Origin of the sequence: Sphingobium sp. TB-6 (genome assembly GCF_012927365.1) — a bacterium.
In the GTDB taxonomy this organism is placed as follows: Bacteria; Pseudomonadota; Alphaproteobacteria; order Sphingomonadales; family Sphingomonadaceae; genus Sphingobium.
The window spans coordinates 222,262-238,488 of sequence record NZ_JABBGL010000006.1; the positions used below are offsets into that span (position 1 = coordinate 222,262).

The following is a 16,227-nucleotide window of genomic DNA, read 5'->3' on the forward strand; positions in this document are numbered from 1 at the left end:
ATGAGAGCGGCGCGGCTGCAACAAAACATGGGGTTGCGCCCTTTCTCCCCGGCGCATCCTGCCCTACATGGGTGGGGATGAGCGCCCCCCTCTACAATAAGGACATTTTGCGGCTGGCCGCGAACATTCCCCATCACAAGCGGCTGCCCGATCCGCAGGCGAGCGTGGAGAAACGCTCGCCCACCTGCGGGTCGCGGGTGACGGCAGATGTCAGGATGGAAGCGGGAAGGCTTGCCGATTTGGGACTGGACGTGAAGGCCTGCGCCCTGGGGCAGGCTTCGGCGGCGCTGATGGCGGCGCAGGCGATCGGCCTCACCGCCGATGAGCTGGCCGATGCGCGGGACCGGCTGACCGCCTATCTGGCCGGGGAAAGCGACGATCTGGATTTCTGGCCAGGGCTGGCGGTGCTGGCGCCTGCCCGGGGCTATCCGGCGCGCCATGCCTCCATCCGGCTGGGCTTCGAAGCCATTGCCGAAGCCGCGCGCATGGCCGACGCCTGATGCAGGGACAGGTTGCGCAGGTCGCCGCTTCGCCGGTTTCCGCCACCGACATATTGCTCTCCGAAGGGGTGGTGCTGCTTGGCGCGGCGGTGCTGTTCGTCATGGTTTTCCGCCGCCTGGGACTGGGCGCCGTGCTCGGCTATCTGGTTGCCGGCGCACTGGTCGGGCCGCAGGGGCTGAGGCTGGTCGGCGGGGCGGAATCGAAGCTTGCCATTGCAGAGATCGGCATCGTTCTGCTGCTCTTCCTGGTCGGGCTGGAACTGCATCCGGCGCGCTTGTGGCGGCTGAAACGGGATATTTTCGCTCTGGGCACGGCGCAGGTGGTGCTGTGCGGATGCGCGCTGACGGCGATCATCTTCTACACCACGGGCTTCACCTGGGGGGCAGCGATCGCACTGGGGTTGCCGCTCGCGCTTTCCTCCACCGCGCAGGTTCTTCCCGGCCTCAAGAGCAGCGGCCGCATCAATTCGCCCTTTGGCGAGAAGGTGTTTTCGATCCTGCTGTTCCAGGATCTGTCGATCGTTCCGCTGATCACCATCGTCGCGGCCCTGTCGCGCAATCCCGAAGATGTCGGCGGGCCGCCGGGATGGATGATGGCGGGCTATACGGTCGCGGCGATTGCCGGGCTGGTGCTGGCGGGCCGGTTCATCCTGCGCCCGCTGCTGCAACTGGTCGGGCGGCTGGGCGAGCGGGAGCTGTTCGTCACGGTCGGGCTGTTCACGGTGCTGGCGGCGGCGGCGTTGATGCATAGCCTGCACCTCTCGACCGCGCTGGGCGCCTTTATCGCAGGCGTGATGCTGGCCGATTCGCCCTATCGGCACGAGATAGAGGCGGATGTCGAACCCTTCCGCTCGATCCTGCTTGGCCTATTCTTCCTGGCGGTCGGCATGGTGCTCGACCTGCATGTGGTGGCGGCCAATCCCTTCTTCGTCATCGGCATGGCGGCGATATTGGTGCTGACCAAGGCGGGGCTGATCACCGGCCTCGCCCGGCTGTTCGGCATGGAGTGGAATCAGGCCATCGGCGCGGGGCTGCTGCTGAGCCAGGGCGGCGAATTCGGCTTCGTCCTGTTCGCGCAGGCGCAGAACGCCCTGCTGATCGCGCCCCAGGCGGCCAGCCTGTTCAGCGCCATCGTCACCTTCTCCATGGCGACGACGCCCTTCCTGATGCTGTTCGCCCGCAGGCTGGAATTCGCCAAGCCCAAAGCTAGGCCGGACCTGCCCAAGCCCGAGGATGCGCCGCGCGGCACCGCCATCATCGTCGGCTATGGCCGTTTCGGGCAAACCGTTGCGCAAATGCTGATGGGCCATGGCTTCGGCGTGGTGCCGATCGACAAGAAGCCATCCCAGATCGAAGTGTCCAGCCGCTTCAACATGAACGTCTATTATGGCGACGGCACGCGGATCGACCTGCTGCGCCGATCGGGCGCGGAAGAGGCGCGGCTGATCGCCTTCTGCATCGACGATCCCTCGCTCGATGCGCGGGCGCTGGAACCGATTGCGGAGGCTTTCCCGCAGGCTGCGCTGGTGGTGCGCGCCTTTGACCGGCGGCAGTTGCTGGCTCTCAAGGACATGGATCTGGCAGGCATCGTGCGCGAAGTGTTCGAATCCGCGATTCTCATGGGCGTGCAGGCGATGCAGGCGCTGGGCGTGCCGCCCGAGGAGGTCGAGGAGGTCGAGCGCCAATATCGCCGGAATGATGAGCAGCGCATGGCGTTGCAGATCGAGCATGGCAATTTGCTGGCGGCCAAGGATTTGATGTACCGGCCCGGCAGGCGGATGCGTCTGCTGGCGCGCGGCGAAGGGGAGGAAGAAGCATGATTGCGGTTCTGGCGGCGCTATCGGCGGCTTTGGCGATTGCGGCGGGAGCCTTTGGCGCGCATGGCGCGGCCAGCCCGCAGGCCGCGGAATGGCTGCGCACTGGCGGCCTCTATCAGCTCATCCATGCCGTGGCCGCACTCGCCATCATGGGGGTGGCGCGGGGTCCGGCGGCGCTGCAATTGGGCGGAGCGGCGATTTTCGCTTTCACCCTCTATGCCATGGCGTTCGGAGCGCCCAAATGGCTGGGCGCGGTGACGCCGATCGGCGGAACCCTGATGATCGCCGGGTGGATATGGGCGGCCTGGATATATTGGCGCGGATGATGGCGCGCCTCCAACGCCCACCACTTGCCCCCATCCCCGCCCACGCTTAGATTGAACTTATGGCCGATCACCACCAACACGACCATCATGAACCGGCAGGCGCCAGTCTGGCCGATGCCGCACGCGCCACGCTGGAGGCGAGCCAGGAACAATGGACGCCGATGCGCGCTGCCATTTTCGACGCTCTGGCAGCGGAGGAGACCCCGGCCTCAGCCTATGACATAGCCGATACCGTGTCCAAGGTGCGCGGAAAGCGCGTGGCGCCCAACAGCGTTTACCGCATCCTCGACCTGTTCGTGAGCAACAATATCGCGATGCGGGTGGAAAGCGCCAATGCCTATATCGCCAATGTGCATCCGGGCTGTCATCACGACTGCATCTTCCTGGTGTGCAAGAACTGCAAGCAGGCCACGCATGTCGACGACGACAAGGTGACGGACAAGGTCCGCGCCGTCGCCAGGGCGGAGGGGTTTCAGCCGGAACGCCCGGTCATCGAGATATTGGGCACCTGCGCCAAGTGCGCGGCGTGATGGAGACATTGCGCTTCGGCCCGGAACGGCCTAGCGCGGTCAGGAGTCTATGTCTTTCATGAACGATCGCCCCTCCACCCCGCTGCTCGACCAGGTCGCCTGGCCTGCGGAGCTGCGTAAGCTGCAACCCGATCAGCTTCGGCAACTGGCCGATGAGCTGCGGCAGGAAGTGATTTCCGCCGTGGGCGTGACGGGCGGTCATCTGGGATCCGGGCTGGGCGTGGTGGAGCTGACCGCCGCCATTCATTATGTGTTCGACACGCCGAACGACAAGCTGGTGTGGGACGTGGGGCATCAATGCTATCCGCACAAGATCCTGACCGGGCGGCGCGACCGTATCCGCACCTTGCGTCAAGGCGGCGGGCTCAGCGGTTTCACCAAGCGGGCCGAGAGCGACTATGATCCCTTCGGCGCGGCGCATAGCTCGACATCGATCAGCGCGGCCTTGGGCTTTGCCGTGGCGAACAAGATGCAGGGCAAAGCCGGCAAGGCCATCGCGGTCATCGGTGACGGCTCCATGTCGGCGGGCATGGCCTATGAGGCGATGAACAATGCGCGGGAAGCGGGCAACCGGCTGATCGTCATATTGAACGACAATGACATGTCGATCGCTCCGCCGGTCGGCGGGCTGTCGGCCTATCTGGCGCGGCTGGTGTCGAGCCGGGAGTTCCTTGGCCTGCGCGACCTTGCCAAGCGGCTGGCGCGCAGACTGCCCCGCCCGCTCCATAATGCGGCGCGCAAGACCGACGAGTTCGCGCGCGGCATGGCGATGGGTGGGACATTGTTCGAGGAATTGGGCTTCTATTATGTCGGCCCGATCGACGGGCATAATCTGGACCAGTTGATCCCGGTGCTGGAAAATGTGCGCGATGCGGCGGAAGGGCCATGCCTCGTCCATGTCGTGACGCAGAAGGGCAAGGGCTATGCCCCGGCCGAGGCGGCGGCGGACAAATATCATGGTGTGCAGAAGTTCGACATCATCACCGGCGCGCAGGCCAAGGCGCCTCCGGGACCGCCCAGCTATACCGGCGTCTTCGCCAAGGCGCTGATCGCGGAGGCTGAGCGCGATCCCGCCGTGTGCGCGATCACCGCCGCCATGCCTTCGGGCACGGGACTGGACAAATTCGCCGCCGCCTTTCCCGACCGGACTTTCGACGTCGGCATTGCGGAGCAACATGCCGTGACATTCGCGGCGGGCCTCGCCGCGCAGGGAATGCGGCCCTTCTGCGCGATCTATTCGACCTTCCTGCAGCGGGCCTATGATCAGGTCGTGCATGACGTGGCGATCCAAAATCTGCCGGTGCGCTTCGCCATCGACCGGGCGGGTCTGGTGGGCGCGGACGGTTCGACCCATGCGGGCAGCTTCGACGTGACCTACCTCGCCAGCCTGCCCAATTTCGTTGTCATGGCAGCCGCCGACGAAGCGGAACTGGTCCATATGGTCCATACCTGCGCCGTGCATGACGACGGGCCCATTGCAGTGCGCTATCCGCGCGGCAATGGCACGGGGATCGCCCTGCCCGAAACACCGGAAAGGCTGGAGATCGGCAAGGGCCGGATCGTGCGGGAGGGGCGCCAGGTCGCGATTCTGTCACTTGGCACCCGGCTAGAGGAAGCGATGAAGGCGGCAGAAGCGCTGGAAGCCAGGGGTCTGTCCACCACCGTGGCCGATCTTCGCTTTGCCAAGCCGTTGGATGAAGCCCTGATTCGCAAGCTGCTGACGACCCATGAAGTCGCGGTCACGATCGAGGAAGGCTCGATCGGCGGCCTTGGCGCGCATGTGCTGACATTGGCGAGCGACCAGGGACTGATCGACAATGGCCTGAAGCTGCGGACCATGCGCTTGCCCGACATCTTCCAGGATCAGGACAAGCCCGAAAAGCAATATGCCGATGCGCGGTTGGATGCGGAAGCGATCGTGGACACGGTGCTGACGGCGCTACGCCACAACAGCGCGGGCATCGGGACAGAGGTGCGGGCCTGATTGGCAACCAAAAGGTTGCATGAATTCCAAACGCGTGCATATTGGCAACCAGGAGGTTGCCGACATGACCGATTCCATCATCAAGACCATCGAGATTGCCGCCCCCATCGCGAAGGTTTGGGACGCGCTGATCGATCATGAGAAGTTCGGAGCCTGGTTCCGGGTCGCGCTGGATCAGCCTTTTGCCGTGGGTCAGGCTTCGACCGGGCATATGACCTATCCCGGCTATGAGGATTATCGCTGGGAAGCGCGGGTCTTGGCGATCGAGCCGATGACGCGCTTTGCCTATGAGTGGCCGGCGACCGGAGGCGACAAGGCGCTGATGGAGAGTGGCATGGCCGTGCCGGAATGGACGCTGGTGGAGTTCGTGCTGGAGCCGTTAGAGAATGGCACGCGGCTGACTGTGACCGAGAGCGGGTTCGACAAGGTGCCGGAGCCGCGGCGGAGCAATGTCATGCGGTCCAATGACGGCGGCTGGGCGGAGCAGGTGAAGAATATCCGCGACTATGTTGAGGGTTGAGAAGACCCCTCCCCCCGATCCGGCGCGGCTGTTTGCGGCTTTGGGTGACGCGACGCGGCTGGGGCTGATCGGGAGGCTTTCCGATGGTGGAGAGCGGTCCATCGTTCAACTGGGCGATGGATTGCCGATCAGCCGTCAGGCGGTGGCCAAGCATCTGGATGTGCTGCTGGGCGCGGGGCTGGTGCGGCGGACCAGGAGCGGGCGGGAGGTGCTGTTCACCTTGCAGCCGGAGGTCTTCGCGAAGGCCCGGAACTGGCTCGACCAAGTGGGGAGCCAGTGGGACGGGACTTTGGGCCGGTTCAAGGATTTTATCGAGAACCAGCCCTAAGTTTCTGCTTTTACTGCTGCGGGGTGGAAGCGCGAGCGTCCTGGCCGTCACCTTCCGGGGCAGCGATGATGTCGCGAGTTGTGGCGCCCTTGTCCACGACTTCGGTCGCCGGATCGCCAGCCGAGGAGCGGATGCCAGCGGCGGCATTGGCACGGCCGGCGGCGTTCAGCGTGGCGCTTTCGCCGGGGCTGCGGGCGGCGGGGCCGCCGAACATGGCTTCCATGGCGGCCTTGCTCGAATCGATGGACGCAGCCGCCGGGGTGCCCGGTGCGGGCGGGACCAGCGCGAAGTCGGGCGGGATCACCAGCGGAGCCTGACGCGCCACGGCGAACTCGTCGGGGCGGGCACGGCCGAAGAGGCCGCCGCCGCCGCCGCAAGCGGACAGCATCGAAATCAGGCCAGCGGCGAGGATCAGTTTACGCATTAGTTCAATGACTCCGTCTTTGCGCCCTTCTCGCGCAGCAGAAGCGCCCGCGCAAGCAGGATCAGCACGCCGAAAGTGATGGCCGCATCGGCCAGGTTGAAAATCAGGAAAGGCCGCCATTCGCCAAAATGCAGGTCGGCATAATCGACGACATAGCCAAGGCGCACGCGGTCGACGATATTGCCGATCGCGCCGCCAAGGACGAGGCCGAGCGCCGCAACATCCTGCCGCGCCTTTTCGCGCCACATCCACACGCCGACGAAGCCCGCGATCAGCATGGTCATGCCAACCAGAATCCAGCGCATCATGTCGCTGTCGGCGTGGAAGAAACCCATGGAAACGCCGCGATTTTCCAGCCAGCGCAAGCGGAAGATCGGCAGGATTTCGATGCCGTCATCCATCCGGCTTTTCAGCGCCAGCGGATAGGTGACGGTATATTTGACGAGTTGGTCGAGCGCGAGCGTGACGATCGCGACGATCAAGCCAAGCGGGCGGTGGTTGACGGGATTTGGCATCAATAAGTGCTCAACCTGAAATTCGAGCGCCCCGTGCTCCTGCGAAAGCACTCGAGTAAGACGAGTGGTTCGCGAGAGCCCAGTTCGGACCTCTAGACTGGGCTCCTGCCTTCGCAGGAGCACGAAGCACTGGCAAGCGCTTCATATCAAACCGACAGCACTTCGTCGCAGCGGTTGCAGAGTGCGCCGTCTTCCTCCACTTCCGGCAGCAGGCGCCAGCAGCGGCCGCATTTGTGCCAGTCGCTGGGCTTGACGACGATGCCATCGCCCTTGCCCATTTCGATGCGGGCGACGATGGCGATTTCGGCGAAGTTCACACCGTCACTGGGGACCAGCTGACCCATGGTGACGTCGGCCTCCAAGCTGGAGCGGACGATCTTTTCGCGGCGGAGCGGCTCGATGGCTTCGTTTACCTGATCGCGCTGGTCGCGCAGCTCGGTCCACTTGGCGTCGAGCGCTTCATTCGCCCAAGCCGCGTCGACTTCCGGCCATTCGAGGAAATGGACGCTTTCTTCGGGGTTTGTGAAGCGGCTTTGCCAGACCTCCTCAGCGGTGAAGGGGATGATCGGCGCAGCATAGCGGACCAGCGCGTGGAACAGCGTGTCCAGCACTGTGCGATAGGCGCGGCGCTTGGGATCGCTCTTCGCGTCGCAATAGAGGCAGTCCTTGCGAATGTCGAAGAAGAAAGCCGAGAGGTCGCTGTTGGCGAAGTCGAACAGGGCGCGGGTGTAGCGGCTGAATTCGAGCCAATTCTCGCTGCCGGCCGCCTTGTCCACCACCGCCTTGAGGTCCGCGTCGAGGCTGGCAAGCCGGTGGAGCATGTAGCGCTCCAGTTCCGGCATTTCCGAAACGGGCAGCTTTTCCTCTTCCGAAAAATCGGAAAGAGCGCCCAGCAAGTAACGGAAAGTGTTGCGGAGTTTGCGATAGGCGTCCGACGAACCGGCCAGCACTTCCTTGCCGATGCGGACATCGTCGAAATAGTCGGTGCTGGCGACCCAGACGCGCAATATGTCGGAGCCGCTTTCCGCGATGACCTTCAGCGGATCGACCACATTGCCCAGGCTCTTCGACATTTTCCGGCCCTGCCCGTCCAGCGCGAAGCCGTGGGTGAGGACGGCGTCATAGGGCGCGCGGCCGCGGGTGCCGCTGCTTTCGAGCAGCGAAGACTGGAACCAGCCGCGATGCTGGTCGGAGCCTTCGAGATAGAGGTCGGCGCGGGCATCGGGGCCATAGCGGCCCTCGACCACGAAGCTGTGGGTCGAGCCGCTGTCGAACCAGACGTCGAGAATGTCGTTGACCACCTCATAATCGTCGAGGTCGTAATCGGGGCCGAGCAGCGCCTGATGGTCGGCGCCGAACCAGGCGTCGGCGCCTGCGCCCTTGAACGCCTCGACGATGCGGGCATTGACCGCCTTATCAACGAGATATTCGCCGGTCTTGCGATGGACATAGAGTGCGATGGGCACGCCCCAGGCCCGCTGGCGGCTGATCACCCAGTCGGGGCGGCCCTCCACCATCGAGCGGATGCGGTTGATTGAGCGTTCCGGCACCCAGCGGGTGTTTTCGATCGAGTTGAGGGCGAGGTCGCGCAGGGTGGCGCCATTGCCCTTAAGCCCCTCCCCTTCATGGGAGGGGTTGGGGTGGGAGATCAACCCAAGCCCCGAACTATCTGGAGAGCCCCCACCCCCGGCCCCTCCCCTGAAGGGGAGGGGTGAAGTCTGGTCCATCGGGATGAACCATTGGGGGGTGCAGCGGAAGATGATCTTCGCCTTGGAGCGCCAACTATGGGGATAGCTGTGCTTGAAGTCGTCGGAGGCAGCCAGCAGCCCGCCTGCTTCGCGCAGGTCGGTGCAGATCGGGCCGTCCTTGCTGACGAATTTCGGGTTGATGACCGAGCCTTGCCCGCCGAGCCAGAGCCAGTCTTCGCGATATTTGCCGTCATTCTCGACGGCGAAGACCGGGTTGATGCCGTTCGCCTTGCAGAGCGCGAAGTCGTCCTCGCCATGATCGGGCGCCATGTGGACAAGGCCGGTGCCCGCGTCGGTGGTGACGAAATCGCCCGCGAGGAACGGGCGCGGTTTCGCGAAGAAGCCGCCGAGATGGTGCATCGGGTGGCGGGCGACGGCTCCTGCGAGTTGCGAGCCTTTGAGGGTTAGCGGCACCTTCGCTGGAAGCGCCTGAACCTCGATACCGGCTTCCGGGTATTTCGCTTTGAGGCGGGCCGTAACGCGAGACGCCAACGCGGTCTTTAACTCCTTGGCGACGATGAACTTAGAGCCAAGATTACAATTACCCAAATACTGGAACTCGGCATCGTCTACATACGATGCAACCGCGTGACTATCGCTGCTTGCCCACAATTCGACCAGCACATACTCAACCTCCGGCCCATAGGCCAAAGCCTGATTGACCGCGATCGTCCAAGGCGTCGTCGTCCAGATCACCGCATGGGCGCCGACCAGTTCCGGCGCGTTCGGCGCTTCGACAATCTCGAACGCCACGTCGATCTGGGTCGAGACGATGTCCTCATATTCCACTTCCGCCTCGGCCAGCGCGGTCTTTTCGACAGGCGACCACATGACGGGCTTGGCGCCGCGATAGAGCTGGCCGCTTTCCGCGAATTTCAGCAGTTCCCCGACGATGGTGGCTTCGGCGTCGAACTTCATGGTGAGATAGGGATCGTCCCAGTCGCCCATCACGCCCAGACGCTTGAACTGCTCCTTCTGCACGCCGACCCACTTGTCCGCATAGGCGCGGCATTCGGCGCGGAACTCCTGCGCGGGAACCTCGTCCTTATTCTGCTTCTTCTTGCGATATTCCTCCTCGATCTTCCATTCGATCGGGAGGCCGTGGCAGTCCCAGCCGGGCACATAGGGCGCGTCCTTGCCGAGCAGCGACTGGCTGCGGACGATGATGTCCTTGAGCACCTTGTTCATCGCATGGCCCATATGGATGTCGCCATTGGCATAGGGCGGGCCGTCATGGAGGATGAAGCGTTCGCGGCCCTTCCGCCGCTCGCGCAGCTTGCCGTAGAGGTCCATTTCCTCCCAGCGCGCAAGGATCGCCGGTTCCTTCTGCGCGAGGCCCGCCTTCATCGGGAAGTCGGTGACGGGCAGGAATACGGTGCTCTTATAGTCTGGCTGGTCAGTCATGAAGGTCCGCGCGTGTTAATCTGATCGCGCGGCATTAGGCGAGGTACGGCGTTCCCGCAAGGATTTGCCGCGCATCGTCGCAGTCCTTCGCGATCGCCGCCATTAGCGGGTCGAGACCGTCATATTTCGCTTCCGGGCGGAGGAAGTGGATGAGCTGGACCTCTATCACCTGATCGTAGAGGCTTTCGGCGAAATCGAAGAAATGCGGCTCCAGCAATTCCTTGGGCGGATCGAAGCTGGGGCGGATGCCGAGATTGGCGGCGCCGTCCAGCACACGACCGTCGGCAAGCAGGCCGCGCACGGCGTAAATGCCATAGGCCGGGCGCAGATAATGGCCCATGTCGACATTGGCGGTCGGGAAACCGATGGTGCGGCCAAGCTTGTCGCCATGCTGGACCATGCCCTCGATCGTGAAGGGGCGGGTCAGCAGGCGGGTCGCGGTGGCGCAGTCGCCCGATTTGAGCGCCTGACGGATGCGGGTGGAGGAGATGATTTCTCCGCCTGCTCCGCTGACCGGCGCGACGGCTTGCGCGCTAAGGCCCATGGCGCCGCCCAATTGCGCGAGGGTTTCGGTGGTGCCTGCGCGGTCCTTGCCGAAGGTAAAATCCTCGCCGGTGACGACTCCCGCGACGCCCCAGCCGGTCAGCAGGCGGACGAAGGCTTGCGGGTCGAGGGCCGCGAGCTCGCGGGTGAAGTCGAACACCAGCATGGCATCGGCCCCGGCTTTGGTGAACAGGCGTTCGCGCTGGTCGAGCGTGGTCAGGCGGAACCAGGGCGTTTCGGGTCGAAAGAGCCGCATGGGATGCGGGTCGAATGTGGCGATGATCGCGGGGCGGCCTTCGGCGCGGGCAAGTTCTATGGCGCGGCGGGCGACAGCCTGATGCCCGGCATGAAATCCGTCGAAATTTCCCAGCGCCATGATGCTGCCGCGCAGATGGGCAGGCATCGGGTCGCTGCTGTGCAGCCGCTCCATGAGGGGCGCTATAGGGATGCCTCCGGCCGCTGGCAATGCGCGGCGGTGCGGCGGAAGGTGACGAAGCTGTAGGCGGGGCGGCCATCCTGTGCGGGATGGTCTGCGCGGGCGCTTTCTTCCCAGTTCGCGGGGTCGGGATAGGCGATGCGGGTGTCGCCTTCCGCATCGATGTGAACTTCGGTGAGTTCGATCCGGTGCGCGAGGGACAGGAAGAATTGGTAGATTTCGGCTCCGCCTATGATGGCGATCAGGGGGGCGTCGGCTTTGGCGATGGCGTCCTGGGGGCTGTGGGCGGTTTCGGCGCCCTCCCCTGCCCATGTCGGATCGCGGGTCAGGACGATGTGGCGGCGGCCTGGAAGCAGGCCCGGCAGGCTGTCGAAGGTCTTTCGGCCCATGACCATCGGGTAGCCTAGGGTGAGCGCCTTGAAATGCTTGAGGTCGGCAGGCAGGCGCCAAGGCAGATCGCCGTCCTTGCCGATCACGCCATTGTCGGCGCGGGCGAGGATGAGGACGATTTCCGGGGTTTCGATCATAGAGTCAGGCGGGTGACATGACCCATTTTGCGGCCAGGGCGGGCTTCGTGCTTGCCGTAAAGGTGCAGATGGTTGGCCGGGTCGGACAGGATTTTCTGCCAGTCATTGGCTTGCTCACCGATGAGGTTGCGCATCTCGACCTGCACGGCGGCAAGGCCGGTATCGCCCAGCGGCAGGCCGCAGATCGCCCGCACATGATTTTCGAACTGGCTGGTGAGCGCGCCTTCGATGGTCCAGTGGCCGCTATTGTGGACGCGTGGGGCCATTTCATTGAAGACCGGCCCGTCGGCGCTGGCGAAGAACTCCAGCGTGAGGACGCCGATATAATCCAGAGCGTTGGCGACTTTCGTTGCCAGCGCGCGGGCTTCGGGGAGTTGGCCTTCGATGAGCGCGCCAGCCGGGACCGTCGACGTGTCGAGGATGCCGTCCTTATGGACATTGGCCGCGCTGTCCCAGAAGCGGATGTCGCCATTGGCGCCGCGCACGAGGATGACGGAATATTCTTGGCGGAAGGTCACGAAGCCTTCGACTATGGCGCTCTGGCGGCCAATGGCATTCCAGGCGCCGACCGCGTCGCCGGGGTCGGACAGGCGCGCCTGCCCCTTGCCGTCATAGCCCATGCGGTTGGTCTTGAGGATCGCCTTGCTGCCGATCTGGTCGAGCGCTTCTTCGAGATCGTCGAGGCTTTCGACCTGCGCGAAGGGAGCCGTGAGGCCGCCCAGATCGCAGACGAAACGCTTTTCGGCAAGGCGGTCCTGCGCGACGCGCAAGGCCTGCGCGCCGGGGCGGACGAGGCCGTGGGTGGCGAGGACTTCGACGGCGGCGGGGTCGATATTCTCGAACTCGTAGGTGACGACGTCCACGCCGTCCGCGAAAGCCGCGAGGGCTTCGGCGTCTTCATAGGCGCCCTGCGTCCAGCGCGGGGAAACGTCGGCGGCGGGGCCGCTGCTTTCCGGGGCATAGATATGGGTGCGATAGCCAAGCTGCGCGGCGGCGATGGCGGTCATCCGGCCAAGCTGGCCGCCGCCTAATATGCCGATGGTCGAGCCGGGCGGGATGATGGTCATCTTATTCGGGCGTGTCCGCTACGTCGTTGGTCTGCTTGGCGCGCCACGCGTCGAGGCGCTCGGCAAGCGCGGCGTCGGTGGTGGCGAGGATGGAGGCAGCGAAAAGCGCGGCGTTGATCGCGCCGGGCTTGCCGATGGCGAGCGTGCCGACGGGAATGCCGCCGGGCATCTGGACGATGGAGAGCAGGCTGTCCATGCCCTTGAGCGCCTTGGATTCAACCGGAACGCCAAGGACCGGCAGGCGGGTCATGGAGGCGGTCATGCCAGGAAGATGCGCAGCACCCCCGGCTCCGGCGATGATGACTTTGAGGCCGCGGGCTACGGCGCCGGTGGCGTAGTCGTAGAGGCGTTGGGGGGTGCGGTGGGCGGAGACGACCTTGCACTCATGGGCGACGCCGAGCGCTTCGAGAGTCTCGGAGGCGTGGCGCATCGTTTCCCAATCGGAACGGCTGCCCATGATGATGCCGACTTCCACGGCTTCGACTGCCCCGGTCATTTCGCTTGGCACTTTCCCTGATAGTGCGGAAAGCAAAGCCCCTTAGCGGGAGGTTGGCGGAGGGGCAATGCGGGAATTGCTGCTTTCCGTTCCTATTTCGTGCTCCTGCGAAGGCAGGAGCCCAGCTCAGACGGCGGGACTGGGCTCCTGCCTTCGCAGGAGCACATCGGATTTTAACGTTCTGAAAGGTAATAGCGGTCCTTCGCCGTCAGGTCGTCATTCAACTCATAGACGATCGGCTGGCCGGTCGGGATTTCCAGTTCGGTGATCTCGTCATCGGGGATGTTGGACAGGTGCTTCACCAGCGCGCGGAGCGAGTTGCCGTGGGCGGAAATGACGACGCGCTTGCCCGCCTTCAGGTCGGGAGCGATGCGTTCTTCCCAATAGGGCAATACGCGGGCGATGGTGTCTTTCAGCGATTCCGTCGACGGGATCGGGATGCCGGCATAACGGCGGTCCTTCGACAGGTCGAACTCGCTGCCTGCTTCCAGCGGCGGCGGGGGCGTGTCGAAGCTGCGGCGCCAGATCTTCACCTGATCGTCGCCATGCTTGGCCGCCGTCTCCGCCTTGTTGAGGCCGGTGAGGCCGCCATAATGACGCTCATTGAGGCGCCAGTCCTTCTCCACCGGGAGCCAGAGGCGGCCCATTTCCTCCAGCGCGAGGTTCAGCGTCTTGATCGCGCGGGTCTGGACCGAGGTGTAGCACTGGTCGAAATCCAGCCCCTTTTGCGCCATCAGGCGACCGGCGGCGCGGGCTTCCTCGGCGCCCTTTTCGGTCACGTCCACATCCCACCAGCCGGTGAAGCGGTTTTCGAGATTCCAGGCCGACTGGCCGTGACGGATGAGGACGAGCGTGGGCATGAAGCGTGTCTCCTGCAAGAGAAACCATGAGTTGCGGCCTCCCATAACGCCGGAATCATCCGACGCAAGCTTGCGCAAGCCCCGCCTGCCCCCACATTGCAGTCGGTCCGTCGATCGGTTAGCCCACTCAAGAGCTTAAGGAAGGAACCGGCATCTTGGCATTTGTGAAGGGCATGTGGCGCATATTGGTCGCCATCAAGGACGGGCTGGTGCTGCTGTTCCTGCTGATGTTCTTCGGGCTGCTCTATGCCGCCCTGTCCTGGTCGCCCAAGCCCGCGCAGAGCGTGAGCAGCGGCGCGCTGTTGCTGAAGCTGGACGGGAGCATCGTCGAGCAGCCTTCCGAGGTCGATCCGATGGCGTTGCTCACCGGCTCCCGCGACAAGAGCAAGGAATATGGGCTGGCCGATATCGTCGCCGCGCTCGACGCCGCGAGGGACGACAGGCATGTGAAGGCCGTGGTGCTGAACCTGGACGGGTTCGCGGGCGGCGGTCAGGTCGCGCTGGCGCGGGTCGGCAAGGCGCTGGACGCGGTGCGCGCGGCGAAGAAGCCGGTCTTCGCCTATGCCACCATCTATAGCGACGACAGCTATCAACTGGCCGCGCATGCGACCGAAAGCTGGGTCGATCCGCTGGGCGGCGTGGCGATTGTCGGGCGCGGCGGATCGGGGCTTTATTATAAGGGGCTGATCGACAAGCTGGGGGTCAATACCCATGTCTATCGCGTCGGCACCTATAAGAGCTTTGTCGAACCCTTCACCCGCACCGACCAGTCGCCTGAGGCCAAGCAGGCCAATCAGGCGCTTGCCAACGCGCTGTGGGAGGATTGGCAGCAGGAAGTCGCCAAGGCGCGGCCCAAGGCAAGGCTGGCAGCCTATGTGCGCGATCCGGCCGCCTTGGCGGAGGCTGCGGGCGGCAATCTGGCGAAGGCGGCCCTGGGCGCCGGGCTGGTCGACAGGCTGGGCGACGAGGCGGCCTTCGGCGCCCGCGTGGCCGAGGTAGCGGGCGATGCGCCGGACGACAAGGCCGGGGACTTTGCGGCCATCGATCTGAAAAACTACATGAAGGCGCATAAGCCCGCCAATGGCGGCGAGATCGGCGTGCTGACCGTCGCGGGCGATATCGTCGATGGCGAGGCGGGTCCGGGCACTGCTGCGGGCGACACGATTTCGGCGCTGCTGCGCAAGGCACTGGCGGAGAAGGACTTGAAGGCCCTGGTGGTGCGAGTGGATTCGCCGGGCGGGTCGGTGATGGCGTCGGAGAAGATTCGCAGCGCCATCATGGAGGCCAGGTCCGAAGGCCTGCCGGTGGTGGTCTCCATGGGCAATGTGGCGGCGAGCGGCGGCTATTGGGTGTCGACGCCCGCCAATGTGATCTTTGCCGAACCGGACACGATCACCGGCTCGATCGGCGTGTTCGGCATCATTCCGAGCTTCGAGGGCACGCTGGCGAAGATGGGCGTGACCACCGACGGCGTGAAGACGACGCCATTGTCGGGACAGCCGGACATTGCCGGAGGGACGACGCCCGAGTTCGACCGGATCATGCAGATGGGGGTCGAAGATATTTACGGCCGCTTCGTCGGGCTGGTGGCGCAATCCCGGCGCAAGACGCCGCAGCAGATCGACGCGATCGCGCAGGGACGCGTCTGGGACGGGGGCACGGCGCGGCAGATCGGGCTGGTGGATCGCTTCGGCGGGCTGGAGGACGCGATTGCCGAGGCGGCGAAGCTGGCGAAGATCGATCCGGCCAAGGCCAAGCCCTATCGGATCGCAAAGAAACCGGACAAGTTCGCGGAGTTCGTCCAGTCGATCGTGGACCGCGAGGATGAGGATGATGCGGGAGCTCCGGATGGGGCGATGGGGCGCGATCTGCTAGGACGGCAGGCGATGGTGCAGAGGAACTGGGCCTTGCAGGCCGTTGCCGACGTGCGGGCGCTGGTGAGCGGCGCGGGTGTGCGGGCGGATTGTCTGGAGTGCCGGGGCTATGGCGCGCCACGGGTGGCTAAGGCAGCGGATGAGCGGGGGTTGATGGCGGTTTTGCTGGGGCTTTGGCGGTGATGTAAGGGTGGCCGGCGAAACGGGGATGACGGCCGGCAGCAAGACCCTTCGACAAGCTCAGGGCGAACGGGAACTGAAGGTCCGCCTTCCACCCATCCTGTTCACTCCACTCAAAGGCCGCTCCACACGGTCGCCACGATGTCGG

General features: G+C 64.6%; 16 protein-coding genes. 8 read left to right on the forward strand and 8 right to left on the reverse strand.

Translation table 11 applies throughout. The features are described 5' to 3' along the window. Nucleotides 1-77: 77 nt before the first annotated feature. From HHL26_RS10890 to HHL26_RS10920, 7 genes are all read left to right on the forward strand, one after another. Nucleotides 78-500: an iron-sulfur cluster assembly scaffold protein gene (locus HHL26_RS10890; RefSeq protein WP_066558349.1), complete on the forward strand. Its 423-nt coding sequence runs from the start codon at nt 78-80 to the stop codon at nt 498-500. Further along, on the forward strand, nt 500-2,320 hold the full coding sequence (locus tag HHL26_RS10895) for a monovalent cation:proton antiporter-2 (CPA2) family protein (protein WP_066558353.1): 1,821 nt from the start codon (nt 500-502) through the stop codon (nt 2,318-2,320). Before HHL26_RS10890 ends, HHL26_RS10895 begins: the two co-directional genes overlap by 1 nt. Next, entirely contained in the window at nt 2,317-2,643 is a 327-nt protein-coding gene (locus HHL26_RS10900) for a DUF423 domain-containing protein (protein WP_066558356.1), read from the forward strand. The genes HHL26_RS10895 and HHL26_RS10900 overlap by 4 nt, the downstream gene beginning before the upstream one ends. A 59-nt stretch (nt 2,644-2,702) precedes the next feature. Then, nucleotides 2,703-3,173 (forward strand): transcriptional repressor, encoded by a 471-nt coding sequence (locus HHL26_RS10905; RefSeq protein WP_066558358.1) that lies wholly within the window; start codon nt 2,703-2,705, stop codon nt 3,171-3,173. A gap of 49 nt (nt 3,174-3,222) precedes the next feature. Beyond that, nucleotides 3,223-5,157 (forward strand): 1-deoxy-D-xylulose-5-phosphate synthase, encoded by a 1,935-nt coding sequence (gene dxs / locus HHL26_RS10910; RefSeq protein ID WP_197672716.1) that lies wholly within the window; start codon nt 3,223-3,225, stop codon nt 5,155-5,157. A gap of 64 nt (nt 5,158-5,221) precedes the next feature. Then, entirely contained in the window at nt 5,222-5,677 is a 456-nt protein-coding gene (locus tag HHL26_RS10915) for an SRPBCC family protein (RefSeq protein WP_066561823.1), read from the forward strand. Further along, nucleotides 5,664-6,005 carry a metalloregulator ArsR/SmtB family transcription factor gene (locus tag HHL26_RS10920; RefSeq protein ID WP_066558359.1) on the forward strand — a complete coding sequence of 114 codons (342 nt, stop codon included), beginning with the start codon at nt 5,664-5,666 and terminating at the stop codon, nt 6,003-6,005. Before HHL26_RS10915 ends, HHL26_RS10920 begins: the two co-directional genes overlap by 14 nt. Before the next feature lie 10 nt (nt 6,006-6,015). Here HHL26_RS10920 and HHL26_RS10925 read toward each other — a convergent pair whose 3' ends face one another. The 8 genes from HHL26_RS10925 to gpmA all read right to left on the reverse strand — a co-directional run bounded on the left by HHL26_RS10925 (nt 6,016) and on the right by gpmA (nt 14,025). Further along, complete coding sequence (locus tag HHL26_RS10925) at nt 6,016-6,429, reverse strand: DUF3035 domain-containing protein (RefSeq protein WP_066558360.1); 414 nt, start codon at nt 6,427-6,429, stop codon at nt 6,016-6,018. Beyond that, complete coding sequence (lspA, locus tag HHL26_RS10930) at nt 6,429-6,944, reverse strand: signal peptidase II (RefSeq protein WP_066558363.1); 516 nt, start codon at nt 6,942-6,944, stop codon at nt 6,429-6,431. The genes HHL26_RS10925 and lspA overlap by 1 nt, the downstream gene beginning before the upstream one ends. Nucleotides 6,945-7,090: 146 nt before the next feature. Further along, a complete protein-coding gene (gene ileS / locus HHL26_RS10935) occupies nt 7,091-10,096 on the reverse strand; it encodes an isoleucine--tRNA ligase (RefSeq protein ID WP_169576096.1) in 3,006 nt (1,001 codons plus the stop codon). 34 nt (nt 10,097-10,130) lie between these two features. Further along, entirely contained in the window at nt 10,131-11,069 is a 939-nt protein-coding gene (locus HHL26_RS10940; RefSeq protein ID WP_169576097.1) for a bifunctional riboflavin kinase/FAD synthetase, read from the reverse strand. Nucleotides 11,070-11,077: 8 nt separating this feature from the next. Beyond that, nucleotides 11,078-11,602 (reverse strand): dihydrofolate reductase, encoded by a 525-nt coding sequence (locus HHL26_RS10945; protein ID WP_169576098.1) that lies wholly within the window; start codon nt 11,600-11,602, stop codon nt 11,078-11,080. Continuing rightward, entirely contained in the window at nt 11,599-12,669 is a 1,071-nt protein-coding gene (locus tag HHL26_RS10950) for a 5-(carboxyamino)imidazole ribonucleotide synthase (protein ID WP_066558372.1), read from the reverse strand. The genes HHL26_RS10945 and HHL26_RS10950 overlap by 4 nt, the downstream gene beginning before the upstream one ends. A 1-nt stretch (nt 12,670) precedes the next feature. After that, nucleotides 12,671-13,165, reverse strand: coding sequence for a 5-(carboxyamino)imidazole ribonucleotide mutase (purE, locus tag HHL26_RS10955; protein WP_066558373.1), 495 nt, complete (start codon nt 13,163-13,165; stop codon nt 12,671-12,673). 173 nt (nt 13,166-13,338) lie between these two features. Continuing rightward, the gene (gene gpmA, locus HHL26_RS10960) at nt 13,339-14,025 is read right to left on the reverse strand and encodes a 2,3-diphosphoglycerate-dependent phosphoglycerate mutase (RefSeq protein WP_066561825.1); all 687 of its coding nucleotides are present in this window, start codon (nt 14,023-14,025) and stop codon (nt 13,339-13,341) included. Between the two features lie 155 nt (nt 14,026-14,180). Between gpmA and sppA the strand changes: the two genes are divergently transcribed. After that, nucleotides 14,181-16,082: a signal peptide peptidase SppA gene (gene sppA / locus HHL26_RS10965; protein ID WP_066558376.1), complete on the forward strand. Its 1,902-nt coding sequence runs from the start codon at nt 14,181-14,183 to the stop codon at nt 16,080-16,082. Nucleotides 16,083-16,227 lie beyond the last annotated feature (145 nt).